Source organism: Rhizobium giardinii bv. giardinii H152 (assembly GCF_000379605.1).
Taxonomy (GTDB): domain Bacteria; phylum Pseudomonadota; class Alphaproteobacteria; order Rhizobiales; family Rhizobiaceae; genus Pararhizobium; species Pararhizobium giardinii.
This window is the reverse complement of sequence record NZ_KB902757.1, coordinates 20,687-42,811: the sequence shown is the minus strand read 5'-3', so window position 1 is coordinate 42,811 and position 22,125 is coordinate 20,687. Positions and strand designations below refer to the sequence as shown.

The following is a 22,125-nucleotide window of genomic DNA, read 5'->3' as shown; positions in this document are numbered from 1 at the left end:
ACCACTACCACGACGACGCAGCAAATGTTAATCAGTTTTTCCGTTTTCGAAACAATGGTCAAGATTGATGACAAACCTGGGCGATCTCGAGGTCTTCACCCGCGTCGTAGCGACCGGCAGCATGTCGGCCGCCGGCCGCGCGCTCGGTTTTTCGCCTACCGTCATCTCCAAGCGCATCAAGCGGCTGGAAGACCGGCTCGGCACGCGGCTACTGCAGCGCACGACGCGGCAGATTTCGCTCACCGAGGCGGGCCAAGGCTTTTACGATCGCGTGCTCGGCGTTCTGGCCGGCGTCGAGGATGCCGAGGCCTTCGCCTCCGGCCGCTCCGGCCAGCCGCAGGGAACGCTTCGTGTCACGGCGCCGACCTCCTTCGGCCGCATGCATGTCGCGCCGCATCTGGCCCACTTCCTTGAGATGCATACCGAACTTGTCGTGAACATCGTTTTGTCGGACGAGTTCACCGACATCGTCGCGGAAGGTTTCGATCTGGCCATCCGCATCGGCGAACTCGACGATTCCAGCCTCGTGGCACGTAAGCTGGTGCCGGTGCGACGCATCCTCTGCGCCTCGCCCAGCTATATCGAGCGTTACGGCATTCCGGAAACCGTCGATGATCTCGGCCGGCATGTCTGCCTGCGCCAGCACAACCACGACACCTGGAAGCTGGAAAGCCGGCAGGGGTCGCTGAGCTACAAGCCGCAGGGCCGGCTGATCACCAATTCGTCGGAAGTCGTGCGCGAAGCCGTGCTCTCCGGCGCCGGCATTGCACTGCGCTCGACCTGGGATATCGGTGGCGACCTGAAGTCCGGCAGGCTGCTGCAGGTCTTGCCTGCCTGGGAGGGCTCCAGCAATCTCTTCGTCTCCGCCCTCTACCCCAGCCGCCAGTTCCTGCCGGCCAAGGTGAGGCTGTTCATCGATTATCTGGCGGGGCTCTACGGGCCGCAGCCCTATTGGGAACGGTAATTTCCGGCGGGACAAGCTCCCAGAATCGATATCTGCTGCCGTACTCCTTTCGCAGGCCGGCAACAAAGGCATCATGGGACATCAATCCGTCATTGCCGCCAAGGCGCGCGGCGAGCGCCGAGAGCCTTGCAAGATAGGCAGCACCGTACCCATAGGCCTCAGACGGGCCCCGGCCGATGATCCGCTCGAGCAGGGTCCGGTAGAGAACGGTTGCCGCAGCCGGGTGATCCTCCTCGAAGGCCTCGGCAGCGGGCCGAAGAAATTCATGGAACTCCCCCTCCCAGGCGTCGGCTCTTGCGACGACATAGCGCGCCGCGAGATCGAGCCGTGGCCATGACAGATAGAACCGCAGCGCAGCATGGGGACTGGGGTGCGCTTCCACGAAAGCGAAGGCCTTGTCGAGCGCCTCGAATTCCTCGAAATCACCGGCCTTGGCGATATATTCCCGCAGGATGCCGACGTCGAGCCCTTGCTCGAAGATCTTCCAGCGCAGTGCCTGCGAAGCGGAACGATCCTTCAGACCGTCGAGAATGGCGGCCTCCAGCCGGTCCCTATCCGGGAGCGCCTTTAAATCGCCTCTCATGATATCGGCGCGACGGGCAAAGCCGATCCTGGACTTGCGGTGTTTGCGAACCCAGATCAACGCCTCCGCATAGCGGCCCGCAGCGTGCAACCGTTCGGCGATGATGGTCGGCTCGCGCAAAGGTTCCGGCAGGGCTTCCTCGATTGCCACATAGCTGTCGAGATCACCGCGCGCATCGGCAATGGCGCGGCGCACATAAACGATGGCGGGCAGAATGGACGTTCCAGCCGGTATTTCCATAGCCGCGGCAAGCGCTTCATCCCACACTTTCAGTACGTCCGGCGGCAGCGCGGCGGCGACCTGCACCGCCAGCAGCGTGTTGAACCCGTGATAGTCCACCCCATCGAGGGCCGGCGTGATCAGCGCGGGAATATGCGGCTGCTGATCGGTCGGCACCATCTGCGCCAATCGCCCGGCAGCTTCGCAGGCCTGACCGTAAATTCCCGCAATGCGCCCGCTGGAATCGTTGACGCGCTCGGCAATGCCCTCGTAACCGAGCACGAAGCGGATCAACCGCTCCAGCGCCATGCCGGGGTCAACTGCGCCGAACTCCTTGACAATGCTGGCCGAGATACTTTCCAGATCGTTGCCGAAGGCGCGCTCCTTCTGCCAGCGGATGCGCGTGCGGGCTTTTTCCAGCATGGCGAGACGGCTGTCGATCAGCTTTGCGACGGCCGCGGCGCCGCCGATGCCGGCAAGGGCCGCATTCAAGCGCTTTTTGAAGGACGGATTGAGCGCGGCTTCATCCAGCGCGATCTGCACGAGCCTTTCAAGGCCGAGCACCGTCAGCCCATCCTTGTCCAGTTTCGCCTTCTTTGCCGCTTTCGCCATGGATTTGAACAGACCAAATCTTTTTCGATACGGTCTTAGACCTAAAGGATTTCCCGGTCTTCGTCTGCATGATGCTTGCGGATCGAGCGGACGATGAGCCACATGGAGATGACGGCGACGGGTACGAAGAGACCTGTGAGCACGCTGGATTTCACCGGCAGCCCCTCACTTTCCAAAGCCTTTGCCAGATAGCCGAACAGGCCGACGACATAATAGGAAATGGCGGCGACCGACAGGCCCTCGACAGTCTGCTGCAACCGCAGCTGCAGCTTGGCGCGGCGATCCATGGAATTGAGCAGAACGCTGTTTTGCCGTTCCAGTTCGACATCGACCCAGCTTCTGAGCAGAGCGGTCGCACGCGTCAGCTTGCGCGACAGGTTGGCCTGACGTTCTTCGACCGACTGACAGGTGCGCATGGCCGGAGCCAGCCGCCTTTCGAGAAAGGTGCCGAGGGTTTCGTAACCCGGCACACCGGTCTCCGTCAGCGAGCGGATACGCTCCTGGACGATGCCGTAATAGGCGCGGCTGGCGCCGAACCGGTAGAGGCTGAGGGCAGCGCCCGCCTCCAGTTCTGCCGCGAGCAGCGTGATCTCGGCAAGCATCTCATCGGCCTTTTCGCGGACGCTGCCGCGCATCTTCTGGGTGACGCCGGTCAGCCCGTCTTCGATGCGGCGGATATCCGGCGACAGTGATTGCGCCAAAGGCAGGCCGAGCATGGCGAGCGTCCGGTAAGTCTCGATGTCGAGCAGTCGCTGTACCAGCGCACCGGTTCCCGCCTCCGTCATGCCCCGGTCGATGACAAGGATCTGCGTCAGCCCGTCACCGTTCTGGCGGAAATCGGTGAGCACCACGGCCTGACCGTTCTTGACGTCGCTGTAACAGAGACTGGTCGGGTCAAACGCGCTCATCGCCGCGCGGGTTTCTTCCGTATCCGGCCGGATCTCGAGGCGGATGCCGGAAATCAGGTTTCCGGGTGGGGAAAAACCATCGCCAAACGGGTGGGTGATCACCTCGCCGCCGAAACGGTCGGGAATGACGCCGTCCCAGAAATAGGTCGAAAATTCGGTATGCCGCTCCCAGCGCAGCGTGCCCTGCCCCCAGGACATGGCGTGATGGTTGGCTTCGCGACTCGGCGGCGAGACGCCGCGGGCGCGCGACAGTTCGGACAGGACGGCGTGATCGACGGCAGAGCCGCCGTCCGTCATGAAGGCAAGTTGGAAGATGACTCGCGGCGATGTCACCAGCGCATAGGGACGCGAATGGATCTCGCCCAGCGCCTGCGCGCGGGCCGGTGCCGACGGAAATGCAAAACTGCCCTTGCCCATGAGGCGTTTTCCCCTCTCACGCGTCAATCAGAACCCTCTTATCAACAGGTGGAGCAAAAAGGAAAGGACGCTTTGACGCAGCTGCAACTTTGTTCCCGAGAACTTTTTCGCAAAGTGGCTAAAGAAATTGACCACTTTGGCGCAGGTGACTAGATTGGCGCCAAGGAGAGCCGCCGTGACCGACGACACCATTGATGCCTATGCCCGCATCCCTCACAGCCGGACATCCGCCGAAATCATCCAGCAGATCGAACTCCTGATTCTCGAAGGCGTGTTGCGCGACAACGAGCGGCTGCCAAGCGAAAGGGAGTTGTCGCGCCGGTTCGACGTGTCCCGGCCCATTTTACGCGAGGCGTTGAAGGAACTGGAGGCACGCGGACTGCTTATCAGCCATCACGGCGGCGGCACCTTCGTGGCGGATGTCATCGGCCAGATCTTTTCCAAGCCGGTGATCGAACTGATTGGCCGGCACCAGAAGGCGACGCAGGATTATCTCGAATATCGCCGCGAACTGGAGGGCATGACGGCCGAGTTTGCGGCCCGGCGCGCCACCCGCTTCGACAAGGAAATGTTGACGCGCATCATGGAAGAGATGCGCGCCGCGCATCTCGCAGGTTCGGCCGAAGGCGGGCTCAAGACCGATGTCGAACTGCACAGCGCCATCGGCGAAGCGGCCCACAACATCATCCTGCTGCATACGCTGAGGGCCTGCTACCGGCTGCTGAGCGGCGGCATCTTCTTCAGCCGCGAGATGCTGTTCGCCGCGCCGGGTGCAGGTGACAAACTGCTCGCCCAGCACGAAGCCATCTACGAGGCCATCATGGCCGGTGATGCACAGGCAGCGCGGGAGGCGGCACAGGCGCATATCGATTTCATCATCACGGCAACCCGCGAGGCAGAACGGACGGGGGAATGGGCGCGCATTTCGCAACTGCGGCTGCAACAGCGGGGCGGCCAGACCGGCGCTTCTCCGGCCAGGCCATCACCTTCCTGATAAACAGCGACCGCTAAATAATTTCTGTAGGCATCTCGCCAATGCCGCAAACATGCCCTAAAAGGACGCGAACGGCACATTTTGGCCGCGCAATCTCACTAAATTGCGCGCCTTGCACGCCTCCGCCCCGCTTCATAGGGGCGGTGCGAATACTATATGTGTTTCATAAAATCTGCTCGTTTACAGGCCGCATAAAGCGAGCATAATCAAGCGATATTGCAGATTGATTGATTCTTTTTTGAAGGGATGCCCCGACGTTGAACATTCTGAATCGCATAGCCGCAGATGTACGCCTGATGTTCCGCCGTCCGGTGAGAATGCAATGTGCAGCGCTGTGTTATCGGTTCAAGAAGAAGAGCGCGGCGCCGGAAATGCTGCTCATTACCAGCCGTGACACGGGTCGCTGGGTCATCCCCAAGGGTTGGCCCATGGAAGGCAAGATGTGTCATGAAGCCGCCGCACGCGAGGCCTATGAAGAGGCTGGAGTGAAAGGCGATGCCGATCCAGTGCGGATCGGTTTCTATGTATACGACAAAGCCATGGATTCCGGCCTGAAGGTCGAATGCATGGTGCAGGTCTATCCGCTGGTCGTCCTCAACATGCAGAAGAATTTCCCCGAAAAGGGCGCCCGGAAGATAGAATGGGTAAGCTTTTCGGAAGCCGCCAATCGCGTTGCCGAGCCGATGCTCAAGGATATCATTCTGGGCTTTGAACAGCGTCTGCTTGCCACCATGAACCCGCTCCCGCAGGCGGTGGCACAATAAGCTCCAGACCTCACATGGATAGCCTGACGCGAGCTACGTCTGATCCCGCTGCGCCTTCCAGCGCCTTTGCGGCATGAACCGGAGAACAGACGGTGGCAAAGCCGCGCCCGCGCCTCGAAAAACCGACGCTCGACGAGTATCTGGACAAGGTCACGCTGGCTGAACAGGCCACCCAGCATGTCCTGAAGCCTTGGGCGGGCGTTGGCCTTGGCCTTCTCTTCCTGATCGTCAGCATGATTTTTGCCGCTGCCTATGTGTCCGAGCAGCCGGGTTACCTGATCATCATTGCCGCCGCCGCGATCGCCGGCTACATGGCGATGAATATCGGCGCCAACGACGTCACCAACAATGTCGGCGCGGCGGTCGGGTCGCGGGCGATCACGATGACGGCAGCGCTTGTCATCGCTGCTGTCTTCGAGGTAGCCGGAGCCGTGTTTGCCGGCGGCCGCGTCGTCTCCACCGTCGAGGCCGCCATTGTCGACGCTGCCCAGATGCCGGCGGGCCTTTCCTTCGTCTGGGTGATGATGGCGGCATTGATGTCGGCGGCCGTGTGGATCAACATCGCCACTTGGTCCGGCGCACCGATTTCCACCACCCACTCGATCGTCGGCAGTATCCTCGGCGCGGGTGTCGCCGCGGCAGGCTTTTCCGCCGTGCACTGGGTATCGCTTGCCGGCATAACGGCAAGCTGGATGGTCTCTCCCATCCTCGGCGGCGGCATCGCGGCGCTGCTCCTTGCGTTCGTCAAGACCTTTATCATCTACCGGGAAGACAAGATCGATGCGGCGATCTTCTGGACCCCCATCCTGATCGCCGCGATGACCGGGGCCTTTGCCGCTTATCTTGCGGTGATCGGGCTTGAAAAAGTCGTCAACGTCTCCGTGGTCAACGGCATCCTGATCGGCCTGGCCGTGTTCGCCCTCACCATAGCTGCGGCCAGGCCATGGATCATCCGCCAAGCTCAGGGGCTCGATAACCGCAACCAGTCGCTGCGCAAGCTGTTTCAAATGCCACTGATTCTTTCGGCAGCCCTTTTGTCCTTCGCCCATGGCGCCAACGACGTCTCGAATGCCGTCGGCCCGCTCTCGGCGATCGTGGCAAACGTCAATGGTCTAGCAATCCTCGAAACAGCCCGTGTGCCGCTCTGGGTCATGCTGATCGGCGCACTCGGTATTTCCTGCGGCCTGCTTCTGTTCGGACCAAAACTGATCCGTGTCGTCGGCGAGGAGATCACCAAGCTCAATCCGATGCGTGCCTATTGCGTCGCCTTTGCGACGGCGATTACCGTCCTTCTGGCAACCTCACTCGGCTTGCCTGTATCGACCACGCATACGGCCGTCGGGGCGGTGTTCGGGATCGGCTTTTTCCGTGAGTGGTATACCCGCAACTCCAAGCGGCGCCTTGAATATGTTCGCCAGAAGACCGGGCACATGGATTTCGAACGGCGTGTTGCGCACAGCCCGGAGGAGTTGCACCGGCGCCGGCTGGTGCGGCGATCGCACTTCATGACGATCGTTGCAGCGTGGATCATCACTGTCCCGTTTTCGGCAATGCTTTCAGCAGTCGTCTACTCTATCCTCGCGGCGCTGTTCATCTAAAGGATCTGACAATGCGTGCCAATTTCCGCATGCAGCGGCTTTTCATCGACGCGCCACTCTCCATGGGCGCCGTTTACGAAGCGGCCAAGGAACAGTTCAACTACCTCGTCAACGTACTGCGCTTTGAAGCAGGCGATGCCGTTCTCGTCTTCAACGGCCGCGACGGCGAATGGCGGGCGGAGCTTTCCTTGCCGAGCAAGAAGCGCCTGCTCTTGACCGCAACCGAGCAGACGCGGCCGCAGCCGGCGCCCTGTGACCTTCACTACCTGTTCGCGCCGCTAAAGGTCGGCAGGCTCGATTATCTCGTCCAGAAGGCCGTCGAAATGGGCGCCGGGTTGCTGCAGCCGGTGATGACGCAGCACGTGCAGGGCAAGATCACCAGCATGGACCGGGTCCGGGCCAATGTCATCGAAGCGGCCGAGCAATGCGGCGTGCTCGGCATTCCGCAGGTGCTTGAGCCCCGCAAGCTGGAAGATGTCCTGGAGGCCTGGCCAAAGGAACGGCGCATCATCTTCTGCGACGAGGGAGATGCCGGACAAAATCCGCTGCCGATCCTTGCGTCCGTGAAAGAGATGAGGCTGGCTCTGCTGATCGGCCCGGAAGGCGGCTTTTCCGATGCAGAGCGCACCTTGCTGCGCAGCCTCGACTTCGTCACCGCCATACCGCTCGGGCCGCGGATCCTTCGAGCCGATACCGCGGCAGTCGCGGCCATGGCCGTTATCCAGGCCGCTATTGGCGACTGGCGGTAGCGACTGTGTCTTTTTGGCGCCGGCAAGGTGTTGAAAATTTGAACCAGCCTTGAAACAATTTTGCTTGCACCACACCTCAATCCGGTTCAATCACCCTCCTGATATCTGCCGTCCGGCAGGTTCCGCCTGTTCAAAAGAAGACGCCCATGGCCAGAGATACCACCGACCAGACGCCGGTCAGTTCCATCGCAGACCTGACCGAATATCTCGCCCAGGGCAACAAGCCGAAGGACAGGTTCCGCATCGGAACCGAGCACGAGAAGTTCGCCTTCTTCAAGGCCGACAACAGCCCTGTGCCCTATTTCGGCGAGGCCAGCATCTCGGCGCTTCTGAACGGGATGGCGGAAAAGAGCGGCTGGGAGCCGATCATCGACGCCGGCAATATCATCGGGCTTGCCGAACAGTCCGGCCTGGGCGCGATCTCGCTGGAGCCCGGCGGCCAGTTCGAGCTTTCGGGCGCGCCGCTCGAAAACCTGCACCAGACCTGCAAGGAATCCAACCAGCATTTGGCCGTGCTGCGCGAGATCGCCGAGCCGCTCGGTATCCGTTTCCTCGGCATCGGCGGTTCGCCGAAATGGACGTTCGCGGAAACGCCGCGCATGCCAAAATCCCGCTACGACATCATGAGCCGCTACATGCCGAAGGTCGGCACCCAGGGGCTGGACATGATGTACCGCACCTGCACGATCCAGGTGAATCTCGACTTCTCCTCCGAAGAGGACATGCGCCGCAAGATGCAGGTGTCACTGAAGCTGCAGCCGTTGTCGACGGCGCTGTTTGCCAGCTCGCCTTTCACCGACGGCAAGCCGAACGGACTGCTCTCCTGGCGCGGCAGTATCTGGCGCGACACCGACAACCAGCGCGCCGGCGTATTGCCTGCCGCATTCAACGCGGATTTCGGCTTCGAGGATTATGTCAAATGGGCGCTCGACGTGCCGATGTATTTCGTCGTGCGCGACGGCCGCTACCACGACTGTACGCACGTCACCTTCCGCCAGTTCATGAACGGCGCCTTGAAGGGCGAACTCGCCGACTGGCAGCCCAATATGGGCGACTGGACCAATCATCTCTCGACGCTGTTCCCCGACGTGCGGCTGAAGCGCTTCCTCGAGATGCGCGGCGCCGACGGCGGGCCGTGGCGGCGCATCTGCGCGCTGCCGGCCTTCTGGGTCGGTCTGCTTTATGACGATGCAGCGCTCGATGCGGCCGAGGACCTGACGCACTCGTGGACCTATGAAGATACGATCGCCATGCGCGACGCGGTGCCGGCGAAGGCGCTGGCTGCGACGCACAGGGGCGCTCCGCTGTTCGACATCGCCCGCGAGGTCCTGTCGATTTCCCGCCTCGGCCTGAAGAACCGCAACCGGCTGAACGGCGACGAGGTCGATGAAAGCATCTTCCTTGCGCCGCTGGATGAGGTGTTGGCAAAGAAGGCGACGCTCGCCGAGGATTTGCTTTCGCTTTACAATGGCCGCTGGAACCGCTCGGTCGATCCGGTTTTCACCGAGTACCAGTATTGAGCCGCTAGAAGCGTTTCTTCAGGAAGTACCGGGGAATGGCGTTCGGCCCGCCTTCAAGCTCGCCGAACACCTGATAGCCGAGCTTTTCGTAGAAAGGCCTAGCCTGGAACTCGAACGTATCCAGCCAGACGCCGATATACCCGCGCGCGCGGGCAAGGGTCTCGGCTTCCTGGATCAGGCGCGAGCCAAGCCCCTGGCCGCGATACTCATCCGCTATCGCCAGATATTTGACAAAAGCCCAGCCATAGCCGTCCACGCCGTAAAGGCCGCCGACGACCTCTTGCGTGTCAGGCTCGCGGATGAGGATCGCGAAATCCGCCTTCTCCTCGACTGAGCCCTTCCTTGCCTGATTGTACGCGGCGAGCGGCGCAACGATTGCTGCACAGTGCTCCGGCGCGGGATTTTCGGCAATGACCTCGATGATGGGCGGCTTCATGTGTTTGTCCGATCTTCAAAATGGCGCCTATCAATAGCACCACCAGCTCGCTTTGGGAGTGTCGACGGCCTCGCCCGGGCGAGCCGCATTGGCACTGCGTCTGTCCCGGCTAATAAAAAACGTTCCCAGCCCGCTTTTTCCCGTTATAGTGCAACGACATGCGTCGTATCGCCCGCAGGAGAGGACTGGAGATGATTCCGCTTTTTGACATGATGATGCAGGCGCAGAACGGCAATGCCATTGACGTGATGGCCAAGCAATTCGGCCTTGCCCAGGAACAGATGGCCAAGGCGACCGCCGCGCTGATGCCGGCCTTCTCCACCGCGTTCAAGCGCAACGCCACCAACCCCTATGATTTCGGCGCCTTCCTGACCGCCATGTCCAGCGGCAACTATGCGCCGTATTTCGAGGACATGAGCAAGGCCTTCACGCCGCAGGGCATGGCCGATGGCAACGGCATTCTCGATCAGCTTTTCGGCTCCAAGGAGATGTCGCGGGCGATCGCCGCGCAGGCAGCCCAGATGACCGGCATCGGGCAGGAAATCTACAAGCAGATGTTGCCGGTGATGGCGAGCGCGATCATGGGCGGACTGTTCAAGCAAGCCTCCGGGCAGATGAGCGGCGCGCACAACCCCTTTGCCAACACGCCGATGGAAGCGATGATGAAGCCTTGGCTGGAGGCATCCGGATTTACCAAGAAGCCGGAACCGGCACCCAATCCCTTCGACAATCCCTTCACGCAGGCCATGCAGAATTTCTTCGGCATGGCCAAGCCCGAACAAAAGCAGGAGCCTGCACCCGACATGTTCGCCGCGAACCCCTTCATCAAGGCGTTCCAGGACATGATGAGCGGCGGTTCGGCGGCGAAGGAGCCCGAAAAGAAACCGGCCGACAAGGATCCGACGGCGCCCTTTACCGAGATGTTCAACACGATGTTCGACAGCGGCATCGAGGCGCAGAAGGAATATCAAAAGAGCATCGACAGTCTGTTCGATACCTATCGGAAAAACACCTCCGCCTGATCGAGAGCGGTGGAGGCGGTCAGACCCCTCAAACAAAAAAGCCCGGTGCCGGCCTTGGGGACCGCACACCGGGCAAGCAGCAGGGCAATTGGCTCTAACCCTGCGGGGAACGGTAACGCACAGAGGCGGCTGCGCGTTCCTGTCGCGCGGAACGTCTTTCAACGTCTGAGGCGCGCAACAAAACTTTCAACTGCTGCGGAAAGCCCTGACCTGTCGCTCAGGAATTCCGCAGCGAATGCATCCGTCAATCGAGACGCGCATTCCTGTAAAACGTGTTCGTCCGATTGCGCGACGCCTGCGCCAGATAACGGCCGGGATCGTCGAAAAACGACGAGGTCAGCGCCTCGTGCACTTCTTCGCGGCAGAGTCCCATATCGAGCAACTGATGATCATCGAGGTCGTTCAGGCTGCCGATCGCTTTTCGGTTTCGCAGAAGACGCCATACCGATTTCAGCACGCCCGTCAGCCCCGTCTGGCGGGACGTCGCGGACAGCTTCCCGGTGAGGGTTAGATCGAGAGTGTGGTCGGTCGTGCGCATGATACTGCTCCTTTTTTCAGGCACGAAGCGACCCGTCCCGCCGCAGGGAGGTCGGCGCGGGGGAGGGTCGAAACTTGATGATGGTTCGGCTTCGCCACATGCGGGCCGAAGCGGTGATTGATGTCGTTTGCAGGGTCAGATTCGCAAATCCTTATTGATCAGTCCAACGAATGTTTCTAATGATATTCATCAAACAATTTTATGAGTAACCTTTGGGAGCGTGGACATGTCCGCACCACTCGATATCGACCAGCTTCAGACTTTTGTTGCCATCGCGGATACCGGCAGCTTCACCAAGGCGGCCGACCGGGTCTTCAAGACCCAGTCTGCCGTCTCGATGCAGATGCGCCGGCTGGAGGAACGGATTGGTAAGCAGCTCTTTGCGAAGGACGGCCGCGGCAACCGGCTGACGACGGAGGGCGATCGCCTCCTGAACTTCGCGCGGCGGATGATTCGTCTCAACAACGAGGCGATCGCCTCGTTTGACGACAACCGGCTGGAAGGAACGCTGCGGATCGGCACGCCCGACGACTACGCCGACCGCTACATGCCGGAGATCATCGTCCGCTTCGCCAAGACCCATCCGAACGTCGAACTCTTCATCGTCTGCGAGCCCTCGGTGGACCTCGCCGAGAAGATGGCCAAGGGCGATCTCGATATCGCGCTCGTCACCCACAACCCGCGCGCCCGCGCCTCGGATGTGGTGCGGACCGAACCGCTCTGCTGGGTGAGCTCGATCAACCACCCGCTGCCGGAAAACGCGCCGGTGCCGCTCGCCGTGGGAAAACGCGACTGCCTGTGGCGGCAGGCCGCCTGCTCGGCGCTTGATGCGACCGGCAAGGAATACAACATCCTGTTCACCAGCTGGTCATCGACCGTTGTCGCGGCGGCAGTGCTCGCCGGCATGGCGGTGTCGGTACTGCCGGAATCGGCGCTGCGCACCGGCATGAAGGTGCTGACCCAGGCCGACGGCTTCCCGGCGCTGGCGCCGGTACAGATCGGCATCATGAAGCGGCCCGGCCTGTCGCCGTCGCTGTCGAATGCGATCACCAATCACATCACCGCCTGTCTCGACAACATCACGCCGACGTCAGCGACCGATGATCTGGATGGCGACATGAAGAACTTTCCGCGCTACCCGCGGCTGCGCCAGAGCCATATGCTGCCCGGCTGGTAAGCCCACGCTAAAACAAAAAGGCCGTGCCTCCTTCGAAGCGCGGCCTTTTTGTATTCCCCAATATTGATACCCGGCCCCAAAAACACAGCCGTAAATGCCTGATGCAATATGCTTTGGTCATTTAGCCACGCCACTACGGGTTGACATGGATCGTATACTCCAATCCGAAGCGTCACCAAAGATGGCGCAGCTGACCATTTTTGGGCAAATCATTCCATCCCGGCAGTAACCTTAACCGCGTTGCTTGATTGGGGCTTTCCACCAACCTGAAGCAGCAGCCTTTCAAAACCCGGGTGCGACCGCAAGAGCACCGGTGAAGGCCTGCAACCGTCAGCCCAACTTCGCCTTCAAAAACTCCACCGTCCGGCCCCAGGCGAGATCGGCAGCTTTCTTGTCATAGCGGGCAGCCGAGGTCTCGTTGTTGAAAGCATGATTGACGCCGTCGTAGACGTGGATCGTGAAATCCTTGCCGCTGTCGGTCAGGGCCTTCTTGTAGGCTTCGATCCCCGCATTGATGCGCTCGTCCAGCCCGGCATAGTGCAAGAGCAGCGCCGCCTTGATCTTCGGCACGTCCTCAGCCGGCGGCTGGGCACCGTAATAGGCTACACCGGCCTTCAGATCGGGCGACGCAACGGCCAGATTGTTGACCATGCCGCCGCCCCAGCAGAAGCCGATCGCCCCCACCTTGCCGGTTGTTGTATCATTGCCCTGCAGGAAGACCACGGTTGCCGCGGCATTGTCGACCGTCTGCTTGCCATCCAGAGCGCCGATCATTTCGCGCGCCTTGTCCTCGTCCGAAGGCGTGCCGCCAGCGGGCGAAAGCAAATCCGGCGCGAGAGCAACGAAGCCCTCCAGCGCCATGCGGCGGGCGACATCGCGGATATGCGGATTGAGCCCGCGGTTCTCATGGATGACGATGACGGCGGGGAGCTTGCCTGACGCATCGGCCGGCCGCACGAGATAGCCCTTCATGTCGCCGCCGGCGCCCGGATAGGTGATATCCTCGCCCTTCACACGAGGATCCGCCTCGGGAACGATTTCCGCCTGTGCGCTGTTGGCGGCTAGCAAGGGCGCGATCGCGGCCGCACTCGCGGCCGACCCTGTCAGCACCGTCAGCTTCTGCATGAACGATCGTCGGTCGAGGGTCAGATGCGTGTATTCGTCATAGGCGTTGATCATCGCCTGGGTGATGACGGGCGTTTCCATGACTTCCTCCTGATGCTTGAACCGATGACAAGAAATCTGTGTCATCGGTTCAGGGGTCAAGGTCATGGGGAGTGGATTGACGCGAAAGTGATTGACCGCGGCAACCCTCGGCCAATCTGTTCGGAAGTGTCGTAAGGATTTACGAGACTAGCTCAGATCCAAGACGATACGCCCGTCGATCGCTCCTTTTTCCATGCGCTCGAAGATAGCGTTAATATTTTCGAGCTTATCCCAGCTGAAATGAGCCGCGACCTTTCCTTCCCCGGCGAATTCCAGCGCCTCCTCGAGATCCTGCCGCGTGCCGACAATCGAGCCGCGTACCGTGATGCGCTTGAGCACGGTCTCGAAAACGGGCAGCGAAATGTAACCCGGCGGCAGGCCGACCAGCGCCATCGTCCCCTTGGAGCGCAGGAAGCCGAAAGCCTGCTCCATCGCCTTGGGCGAGACAGCGGTGACCAGAGCGCCATGGACGCCGCCCGTGGCCTGCTGGACGCGATCGACCGCATCCTTCTGGCGTGCGTCGACAATCAGATCCGCGCCCATCTGTCTGGCGAGCGCAAGCTTGTCCTCGAAAATATCAACCGCCGCGACATGCATGCCCATGGCCTTGGCATACTGGACAGCCATATGCCCGAGACCACCAACACCGGAAATAGCCACCCACTCGCCCGGCCGGACTTCGGTCTCCTTCAATCCTTTGTAAACTGTGACGCCGGCGCACAACACCGGAGCCGCCGGGCCGAATGCAAGATTATCCGGTAAACGTCCGACGAAAGCGGGATCTGCAAGGCCATATTCGGCAAAGGTGCCGTTGACGGAGTAGCCGGTGTTCTGCTGTTGACCGCACAACGTCTCCCAGCCGGTGCGGCAAGGATTGCAGCAGCCGCAGGCCGTGTGCAGCCACGGGACGCCAACGCGGTCACCTTCCTTGATACGCCTGACGTTCGCACCGACCTTGGCTACGAAGCCGGTTCCTTCATGACCGGGAATGAAGGGCGGGCTCGGTTTAACCGGCCAATCCCCCTGCGCGGCATGCAAATCCGTGTGGCACACGCCGGTCGCCTGGTATCGCACCAGAATTTGGTCCGGGCCGGGATCCGGAATCGGAAGCTCCTCTATTGCCAGAGGCTTGCCAAATTCTCTTACCACCGCTGCTTTCATCATAGCCGTCATCTACCGGTCCTCCTGTTTGCCGCAAGGGCGTCCAAGGCATCTCTGCAGTGCCTGCACAATGCCAAGGCGACGGTGCACCAGAACGAGCGGTGCGACGTTGATTAAAGTCAAGCCACGAGAAAGGTGCGGAAATTGCATCTTCAAAGTGTATCAGAACCGCGACAAACCGGAAGCGTGGCAGGGTCCGCGCTTCCGGCCGCCGGTCTTACTGCATGTACCAGCCGTGGCTGACGACGAGCGACTGGCCGGTCAGCGCATTGGTCTCGAAACCGGCAAACAGCAGTGCCACTTCGGCGACGTCATCGACCGTGGTGAATTGCGTGTCGACGGTGCCGCCGAGCATCATTTTCTTGACGACCTCCTCCTCGGACATCCCGAGCCTCTGGGCCTGTTCCGGGATCTGCTTCTCGACGAGCGGCGTTTTGACGAAGCCGGGGCAGATGACATTGGCGCGCACGCCGTCCGGTCCGCCTTCCTTGGCGACGACGCGGGCAAGACCGAGCAGGCCGTGCTTGGCCGTGACATACGCCGATTTCAACGGCGAAGCCTCGTGCGAATGCACCGAACCCATATAGATGATCGCGCCGCCCTTCTGTGCCTTCATGTGCGGGATGCAGGCCTTGGTGGTGAGGAAGGCGCCGTCGAGATGGATGGCAAGCATCTTCTTCCAGTCGGAAAATGCATAGTCCTCGATCTTGTTGACGATCTGGATGCCGGCATTGGAAACCAGCACATCCACCCTGCCCCATTTTTCTACGACCGTAGCGACGCCGGAATTGACGGCTTCCTCGCTGGTGACGTCCATCGCAAGGCCAATCGCCTCGCCCGGTCCTGCCGCCGTCAGATCTTTCGCCGTCGCCTCGGCCGCCTCGAGCTTCAGATCGGCGATGACGACCTTGGCGCCTTCCGACACGTATTTTTTGGCGATCGCCAGGCCGATGCCGCTGGCAGAGCCGGTGACGATGCAGACCTTGTCTTTGAGCTTCATGGACTTAACTCCCTATTTTGCAAGATAATCATGGACCACTTCGCCGAGTCCAAGCGTCAGGTCCGAGAGAATATGGACGGCGGATCTGACTTCAAGCACCGGCAGATCGGCAACCGGCGCCAGCGCATGCGGAAACAGCGCCAGCGCGCCCGGCCCTTCCCACGCGCCCTTCACGGTCACGTCTTCGAGATAGTATCGAACCAGTTCGCAGATGCGCGGCGTGCAATCGACATGCGGCATGATCTTCAGCATGAAATTCGGCTGCTTCAGCGTCTCCAGAACCTTCGCCGCGTCGAGCGTGCGGTGCTTGAAACCCATCGTCGCCGTCGCTACCCGCTGGCCGCCATAGTCGAGCGTGCCGACCAGTGCATCCTTGACCGATGTCAGCGAGGGTTCGGCGAGTTTCTTTGGAAAACCCCAGATCTCCCGACCGCCGGCGATCGGCGCGTCGTCGTTGAGGTACATGGAGTGGACATAGCCGCCATGCACACCCTGATACGTGACCGGGATGACCTGGCCGGATTCGGTGTAGTCGCCGAAGCCGGTCGAATCGGGCATGCGGATGAACTCGTATTTCACCAGCGGCTCACCGAGTTGCAGCGGCTCCGGCACCACGCGGCGCAAAGCCTGCGGATCGGTGCGGTAGGTAATGATCATGTATTCGCGATTGACGAAGCGGTATGGCCCCGGCGGATAGGACGGGCTGGTCAGCGGCATCGCGAAGGCATTGCGGACCACATCTTCGATCTTCATGGTTTGCTCCTGCGCTGCCGTTGTTCGGCAAGGTCAAAGACACGGATGCCATTCCTGGGGCGAGTGCGGTTCTGCCAATCCGGGTGGTTCAGCGTTTCGACCACATCGTCATGCCCGGCCTTCCAGTGCTCCTCCACGGACAGGCGGGAAAACTCGTAGTCCTTGGACTGGCTTTCATAGGCGGCGTGGCGATAGATCAGGTGCACCAACGTGACGGCGCAATCATTGCCGATCTTTTCCAGGACCTGCGCATCGGGATCGTCCTTCAGTTCGTCCGGCAGCTTTTCCATCAACCGCTTGGCAGCCATGCGGATGCCTTGCAGCTTGCGGAACTGGTCGGTGTTCAAGCGTGTGCGGCTAGAATAGCGGATTTCCTTCTCGCGCGCCTGAACGTCGAAAAGATCCTTCGGCAACTGGCCCCTCGCGCTGAACAGGTCGACCTGGAAGATGCAGAGATCGCTTTCCAGTTCAGAGCCTGAAAGAATCCGCTGCAACGGCGTGTTGGAAACGATGCCGCCGTCCCAATAATACCGGCCGTCGATTTGGACCGGCGCGAAACCCGGAGGCAAAGCACCGGAGGCCGCCACGTGCTTCGCCGAAAAGGCGCACTCATTATTATCGAAATAGTTGAAGTTGCCGCTCACGACATCGACGGCACCGAGGCTGAGACGGATGGCGCCGGAATTGATCAGGTCGAAATCGACGAGTTCGGCAAGCGTTTCCGCAAGCGGCGCGGTGTCGTAGAGGCTGATGGCCGCCATCGGATCGCCCGGAATATTCCAAGGGGTGAAAGCGCGCGGCTTGAAGAAACCGGGAACGCCGGTCAGCGAGCCCAAAAAGGCGGAGGATTCGTTGAACCACTTGCGCATCACATCGCCGTTTCCAAGAAAATGGCCGGAAAGACCGGAGGAAACGCGATGCCAGAAGGTGCGCAGATTTTCGATGCGGCGGTTGACCGGGCTTCCGGCGATGATCGCCGAATTGATTGAGCCGATCGAGATGCCGGCGAGCCAATCGGGCCGGATACCGGCCTCGTGCAGCGCCTCGTAGGCGCCGGCCTGATAGGCGCCGAGAGCGCCGCCGCCCTGAAATACCAGCACGGTCTTTTCTGTCGGAATGGTGCTCACCGGATGCTTACCTCTGGAATGCTGCGAATGCGAACAGGCAACGTCCGGGCGGATGTTCCGTTTTCACAGATTAAGTTTTCGTAATGCGGAAAGACTGTCGAAGGTCAATATGCTATTTGTTTCAAATGCTTGTCGAATGCAAGCGGCATCTTCTTCCTGCCGTGATGATGATAATCCAGCCTTGTGCACTGCGCAATGCAACAGAATGTGACGACGGTTCGCGGTCAGAACGTGACGAGATGCGCGGCGAAGAGCGCCCAGCCAGGCGATGATTATGGCGCCGGCGGCCCAAATCCAGAACCTCGGACGGCTTGACTCCCATTTCGCCGATAAGGGAAGTTCGGTCCATGCTGCAACACCGGAGCCTTGACCAGCGCCCGCCAATGACGAGTGGAATACGAATGTCCGAAAACGCCGCCGAGCCGCTTCCCCACCATCATGTCTCGGCAATGACCGGACGCGACCCGCATGAGCATCACCGCGTGGCGACGCCGCTCGAACTTCTCTTCGACCTCACTTTCGTCATCGCCTTTGGCCTTGCCGCCTCGCAGCTTGCCCACTTTCTCGCGGAAGGCCATTACGCCTCCGGGCTGATGGGCTTCGGCTTTGCGATGTTCGCGGTCTGCTGGGCCTGGGTGAATTTTTCCTGGTTCGCCTCCGCCTTCGACACCGACGATTGGGTCTACCGGGTGACCACCATGATCCAGATGGTCGGCGTGCTCATCCTCGCGCTCGGCCTGCCGCAGATGTTCGAAACGATCGATCATGGCGAACATGTGAACAACAGCGTCATGGTGCTCGGTTACGTCGTGATGCGCATAGCGATGATTTTCCAGTGGCTGCGGGCTGCCCGGCAGAACCCGGAGCGGCGCAAGGCCTGCCTCACCTACGTGACCGCCATCTCCATCGCCCAGATCGGCTGGGTCATCTCCATCTTCATCGACATGCCGCTGGTCGCAACGGCCCTGTGTGTCGTAACACTGACCCTGATCGAAATGCTCGGCCCGGTCATCGCCGAACGCACGAATGGCGGCACCCCCTGGCATGCGCATCACATAGCCGAGCGCTACGGCCTGCTGGCGATCATCACGCTCGGCGAAGGCGTCGTCGGCACGGTCGCGTCGATTTCGGCGATCACCGGCGAACAGGGCTGGAACCTCGACGCCATTCTCGTCTGCATTGCCGGCACCGGCCTGACATTCGGCATGTGGTGGCTATACTTCCTGCTGCCGGCGGGGCGGGTGCTGCATGTCTTCCGCAACCGTTCCTTCGTCTGGGGCTACGGCAACATGCTGGTCTTCGCCGCCATTGCCGCCACCGGCGCCGGTCTCCACGTCGCCGCCTATTATATCGAGCACAAGGCCCATATCGGCGCGGTGGCGGCGGTTCTCACCGTCGCCATACCGGTCTTTGCCTATATATCGCTGATCTTCGGTTTCTACGTCTATCTGCTGCGCAAGATGGAAACGTTCTATCTCTGGCTCATGGCCGGCATGACGGCGATCGTCATACTCTCGGTCGCCTGCGCTGCCGCCGGCGTCAGCATGACGCTCTGTCTCATCATCCTGATGTTCGCGCCGCTCGTTCCGGTCCTGGGCTATGAGGTCAAGGGCCATCATTATGGCAGCGAGGCACTGCGCCGGTCGCTCGGGCATTGAGATCAATAAAAAAGCGGCGAAGACATCTCCGCCGCTTTCCAACGTCTTGTAGCGCCTCAGGCTATTCTCAAGCCGCGCCCGGATAGTTCGGGCTTTCGCGCGTGATCGTCACATCATGGGCATGGCTTTCGCGCAGGCCGGCGCCGGAGATGCGCACGAAGGTGGCGCGCTCCTGGAAGTCCTTGATGGTCTTACCGCCGACATAGCCCATCGAGGCCTTGAGGCCGCCGGCCAGCTGGTGCAGCACGCCGGAGACCGGGCCCTTGTAGGGCACCTGGCCTTCGATGCCTTCCGGCACGAGCTTCAGCGTGTCGCGCACTTCCGCCTGGAAATAACGGTCCGCCGAGCCGCGCGCCATGGCGCCGACCGACCCCATGCCGCGATAGGCCTTGAACGAACGGCCCTGATAGAGGAACACCTCACCCGGGCTTTCGTCGGTACCGGCGAGCAGCGAGCCGATCATGCAGGCGGATGCGCCGGCGGCGATGGCCTTGGCCAGATCGCCGGAGAACTTGATACCGCCATCGGCAATGACCGGAATACCCGACGCCTGCGCAGCTTCGACCGCTGCCATGATGGCCGCGAGTTGCGGTACCCCGACACCGGCGACGATGCGGGTGGTGCAGATCGAGCCAGGGCCGATACCGACTTTGACCGCGTCAGCGCCGGCATCGATGAGCGCCCTGGTACCATCGGCGGTGGCGACGTTGCCGGCCATGATGCGCACCGAGTTCGACATCGTCTTGACCTTGGTCACCGCATCGAGGACACGCTGGGAATGGCCATGCGCCGTGTCGACAACGATCAGGTCGACACCGGCTTCGATCAGCCGCTCGGCCCGTTCGATACCATCGTCTCCGACGCTGATGGCGGCTGCGGCACGCAGGCGCCCCTGCGCATCCTTGGAAGCATTCGGATTGAGTTGCGACTTCTCGATGTCCTTGACCGTGATCAGGCCGACGCAACGCCCGCCGCCGTCGACGACGAGCAGCTTTTCGATGCGATGCGTATGCAGAAGGCGCTTGGCTTCCTGCTGGTCGACGTTTTCCTTGACCGTGATGAGGTTTTCCCGGGTCATCAGTTCATAGATCTTCTGCGTCGGATCCGACGCGAAGCGGACGTCGCGGTTGGTGAGGATGCCAACGAGACGACCGGGCTTGCCGCCGCTTGCATTCTCAACGACCGGGATGCCGGAGATCGAGTACATCTTCATCAGGGCGAGCGCATCGGCAAGCGTGGCATCGGGGCCGATGGTCACCGGATTGACGACCATCCCGCTTTCGAACTTCTTGACCTGGCGAACCTGTTCGGCCTGCTCGACCGGCGTCAGATTGCGGTGGATGACGCCGATGCCGCCCGCCTGCGCCATGGCGATGGCCAGACGGCCTTCGGTGACGGTATCCATGGCGGAGGACAGGATCGGAAGGTTGAGGTCGATGTCCTGGGCGATGCGAGTGGCGATGTTCGTCTGCCCCGGCATGACCTCGGAATGTCCCGGTTGAAGGAGCACGTCGTCGAAGGTCAGAGCCTCCAGACCGGTTGCCGTTTCAATGATGCGAGCCATGGCCAATCCCTTCAATAGATGAAACGCTCCGCGGACGGTCTTGGGAAACGGTCCGGAAAGACTTGCAAGAGTTTCTTGGAAGTTGGCGAGGGCTCGTAACACGGATATGACGGGATGGAAAGTGCAAAGGCCCGGCGAAAACGCCGGGCCTGCCAAGATTTTGGTGCAATGCATGATCGCAGGCGGATCAGATTTCGAACTGATAGGTCTCCGGCACGAAGCGATAGCCCTGGTCGATCCTTTCGATGAAACCGACCGAGGGGAACGGCATGTGGTAACCGACGAAGGGCAACCGGTCGGTGGCAATCATGTCGAAGACCTTTTTGCGCGTCGCGGCGGCCTGCGCCTTATCCATGTCGAACTTCACTTCCCAGTCCGGCCGCTGCAGCGACAGCACGAAATGATTGGCGGTGTCGGCGGTGAGCACCAGTCCCTTGCCTTCCGACTCGATCCTGAAGATCATATGACCCGGCGAATGGCCGAAGGCAGCCATGGCGGTGATGCCCGGAACCACGTCCGCGCCGTCACCAATGAACGCCGTCTTTTCCGCGAGCGGCACGACATTTTTCAAGACGCCCTTGTGCCCGTTCTCGGCCGGGGTTCCGACACGGGCCTCGTCCTTCCAGAAATCGAACTCCGCCTGGCCGGCGACATAGCGGGCACTTTTGAAGGCCGGTGCGCCGCCCTCCATCAGCCCGCCGATATGGTCACCATGCATATGGGTGATGACGACGACGCTGACCTGGTCCGGCGTATAGCCGGCCGCCTTCAAGCCTTCGAGCAAACGTCCCGCACCGGCCTGCCGCCCGCCCTCGCCGAGACCGGTGTCGAACAGGACGACGTCCGACCCGGTATCGACCAGGGTCGGCGAAAAGCCGTTGACGAACTTGTCGGTTGGCAGAAAATTCGCCTTCAGCAACTCGCCAACCGTTTCCGGCGCCTGGTCGGTGCCGAAGGTTTCTGCCGGTTTCTCACCGACGCGGATTCCGTCGCTGATGACCGTGACGTTGAAGGTACCGATCCTGAAGGTATCGGTCCTGCCTGCCAGTGATGTCATTCCGTCTGCTTTCGGTTCGCTCTGCGCAAAGGCGGCCCTGTTTCAAACAAAAGGCATTGCCAATGCACCTGCTGCTGCCGCGCCAAACAGTGTGCGGC

Annotated in this window: 20 protein-coding genes; 9 read left to right on the top strand and 11 right to left on the bottom strand. The window is 61.1% G+C overall.

Annotation, left to right across the window (positions count from 1 at the left end; genetic code table 11):
• The first annotated feature begins 67 nt into the window (after nt 1–67).
• Entirely contained in the window at nt 68–964 is an 897-nt protein-coding gene (locus tag A3AY_RS0133290; RefSeq protein ID WP_018329991.1) for a LysR family transcriptional regulator, read from the top strand.
• Here the strand turns inward: A3AY_RS0133290 and A3AY_RS36855 are convergent.
• A complete protein-coding gene (locus A3AY_RS36855) occupies nt 912–2,378 on the bottom strand; it encodes a DUF6880 family protein (protein WP_018329990.1) in 1,467 nt (488 codons plus the stop codon). The genes A3AY_RS0133290 and A3AY_RS36855 overlap by 53 nt on opposite strands.
• A 41-nt stretch (nt 2,379–2,419) precedes the next feature.
• Nucleotides 2,420–3,703 (bottom strand): DUF3422 family protein, encoded by a 1,284-nt coding sequence (locus tag A3AY_RS0133280; protein WP_018329989.1) that lies wholly within the window; start codon nt 3,701–3,703, stop codon nt 2,420–2,422.
• A 175-nt stretch (nt 3,704–3,878) separates the two neighbouring features.
• Between A3AY_RS0133280 and A3AY_RS0133275 the strand changes: the two genes are divergently transcribed.
• From A3AY_RS0133275 to A3AY_RS0133255, 5 genes are all read left to right on the top strand, one after another.
• Nucleotides 3,879–4,697, top strand: coding sequence for a FadR/GntR family transcriptional regulator (locus A3AY_RS0133275; RefSeq protein WP_018329988.1), 819 nt, complete (start codon nt 3,879–3,881; stop codon nt 4,695–4,697).
• Between the two features lie 257 nt (nt 4,698–4,954).
• A complete protein-coding gene (locus A3AY_RS0133270) occupies nt 4,955–5,461 on the top strand; it encodes an NUDIX hydrolase (protein WP_018329987.1) in 507 nt (168 codons plus the stop codon).
• Between the two features lie 92 nt (nt 5,462–5,553).
• Complete coding sequence (locus A3AY_RS0133265; RefSeq protein ID WP_018329986.1) at nt 5,554–7,059, top strand: inorganic phosphate transporter; 1,506 nt, start codon at nt 5,554–5,556, stop codon at nt 7,057–7,059.
• Between the two features lie 11 nt (nt 7,060–7,070).
• Nucleotides 7,071–7,808, top strand: a complete 738-nt coding sequence (locus tag A3AY_RS0133260) for a 16S rRNA (uracil(1498)-N(3))-methyltransferase (RefSeq protein ID WP_018329985.1) — start codon at nt 7,071–7,073, stop codon at nt 7,806–7,808.
• Nucleotides 7,809–7,954: 146 nt separating this feature from the next.
• On the top strand, nt 7,955–9,328 hold the full coding sequence (locus A3AY_RS0133255) for a glutamate--cysteine ligase (RefSeq protein WP_018329984.1): 1,374 nt from the start codon (nt 7,955–7,957) through the stop codon (nt 9,326–9,328).
• 4 nt (nt 9,329–9,332) lie between these two features.
• On the opposite strand, the gene A3AY_RS0133250 is transcribed toward A3AY_RS0133255, so the two are convergent.
• Nucleotides 9,333–9,764 carry a GNAT family N-acetyltransferase gene (locus A3AY_RS0133250; protein ID WP_018329983.1) on the bottom strand — a complete coding sequence of 144 codons (432 nt, stop codon included), beginning with the start codon at nt 9,762–9,764 and terminating at the stop codon, nt 9,333–9,335.
• 191 nt (nt 9,765–9,955) lie between these two features.
• Between A3AY_RS0133250 and A3AY_RS0133245 the strand changes: the two genes are divergently transcribed.
• On the top strand, nt 9,956–10,786 hold the full coding sequence (locus A3AY_RS0133245) for a DUF937 domain-containing protein (RefSeq protein ID WP_018329982.1): 831 nt from the start codon (nt 9,956–9,958) through the stop codon (nt 10,784–10,786).
• Nucleotides 10,787–11,030: 244 nt separating this feature from the next.
• On the opposite strand, the gene A3AY_RS0133240 is transcribed toward A3AY_RS0133245, so the two are convergent.
• The gene (locus A3AY_RS0133240) at nt 11,031–11,324 is read right to left on the bottom strand and encodes a DUF1127 domain-containing protein (RefSeq protein ID WP_018329981.1); all 294 of its coding nucleotides are present in this window, start codon (nt 11,322–11,324) and stop codon (nt 11,031–11,033) included.
• Between the two features lie 226 nt (nt 11,325–11,550).
• On the opposite strand from A3AY_RS0133240, the gene A3AY_RS0133235 reads away from it, so the two are divergent.
• A complete protein-coding gene (locus A3AY_RS0133235) occupies nt 11,551–12,501 on the top strand; it encodes a LysR substrate-binding domain-containing protein (RefSeq protein ID WP_018329980.1) in 951 nt (316 codons plus the stop codon).
• Nucleotides 12,502–12,831: 330 nt separating this feature from the next.
• Here the strand turns inward: A3AY_RS0133235 and A3AY_RS0133230 are convergent, their stop codons facing one another.
• The 5 genes from A3AY_RS0133230 to A3AY_RS0133210 form a co-directional block, all read right to left on the bottom strand.
• Nucleotides 12,832–13,707: a dienelactone hydrolase family protein gene (locus A3AY_RS0133230; RefSeq protein WP_018329979.1), complete on the bottom strand. Its 876-nt coding sequence runs from the start codon at nt 13,705–13,707 to the stop codon at nt 12,832–12,834.
• 147 nt (nt 13,708–13,854) lie between these two features.
• A complete protein-coding gene (gene adhP, locus A3AY_RS0133225) occupies nt 13,855–14,880 on the bottom strand; it encodes an alcohol dehydrogenase AdhP (RefSeq protein ID WP_018329978.1) in 1,026 nt (341 codons plus the stop codon).
• Between the two features lie 205 nt (nt 14,881–15,085).
• Nucleotides 15,086–15,868, bottom strand: a complete 783-nt coding sequence (locus A3AY_RS0133220; protein WP_018329977.1) for a 3-hydroxybutyrate dehydrogenase — start codon at nt 15,866–15,868, stop codon at nt 15,086–15,088.
• 12 nt (nt 15,869–15,880) lie between these two features.
• Nucleotides 15,881–16,621, bottom strand: coding sequence for an acetoacetate decarboxylase (locus A3AY_RS0133215; protein ID WP_018329976.1), 741 nt, complete (start codon nt 16,619–16,621; stop codon nt 15,881–15,883).
• The gene (locus A3AY_RS0133210; RefSeq protein WP_018329975.1) at nt 16,618–17,748 is read right to left on the bottom strand and encodes a DUF3734 domain-containing protein; all 1,131 of its coding nucleotides are present in this window, start codon (nt 17,746–17,748) and stop codon (nt 16,618–16,620) included. Before A3AY_RS0133210 ends, A3AY_RS0133215 begins: the two co-directional genes overlap by 4 nt.
• 401 nt (nt 17,749–18,149) lie before the next feature.
• Between A3AY_RS0133210 and A3AY_RS0133205 the strand changes: the two genes are divergently transcribed.
• Nucleotides 18,150–19,406 (top strand): low temperature requirement protein A, encoded by a 1,257-nt coding sequence (locus tag A3AY_RS0133205; protein ID WP_018329974.1) that lies wholly within the window; start codon nt 18,150–18,152, stop codon nt 19,404–19,406.
• 67 nt (nt 19,407–19,473) lie between these two features.
• On the opposite strand, the gene guaB is transcribed toward A3AY_RS0133205, so the two are convergent.
• Entirely contained in the window at nt 19,474–20,970 is a 1,497-nt protein-coding gene (gene guaB, locus A3AY_RS0133200) for an IMP dehydrogenase (RefSeq protein WP_018329973.1), read from the bottom strand.
• Nucleotides 20,971–21,157: 187 nt separating this feature from the next.
• Nucleotides 21,158–22,027, bottom strand: a complete 870-nt coding sequence (locus A3AY_RS0133195) for an MBL fold metallo-hydrolase (protein WP_018329972.1) — start codon at nt 22,025–22,027, stop codon at nt 21,158–21,160.
• Nucleotides 22,028–22,125: the final 98 nt, after the last annotated feature.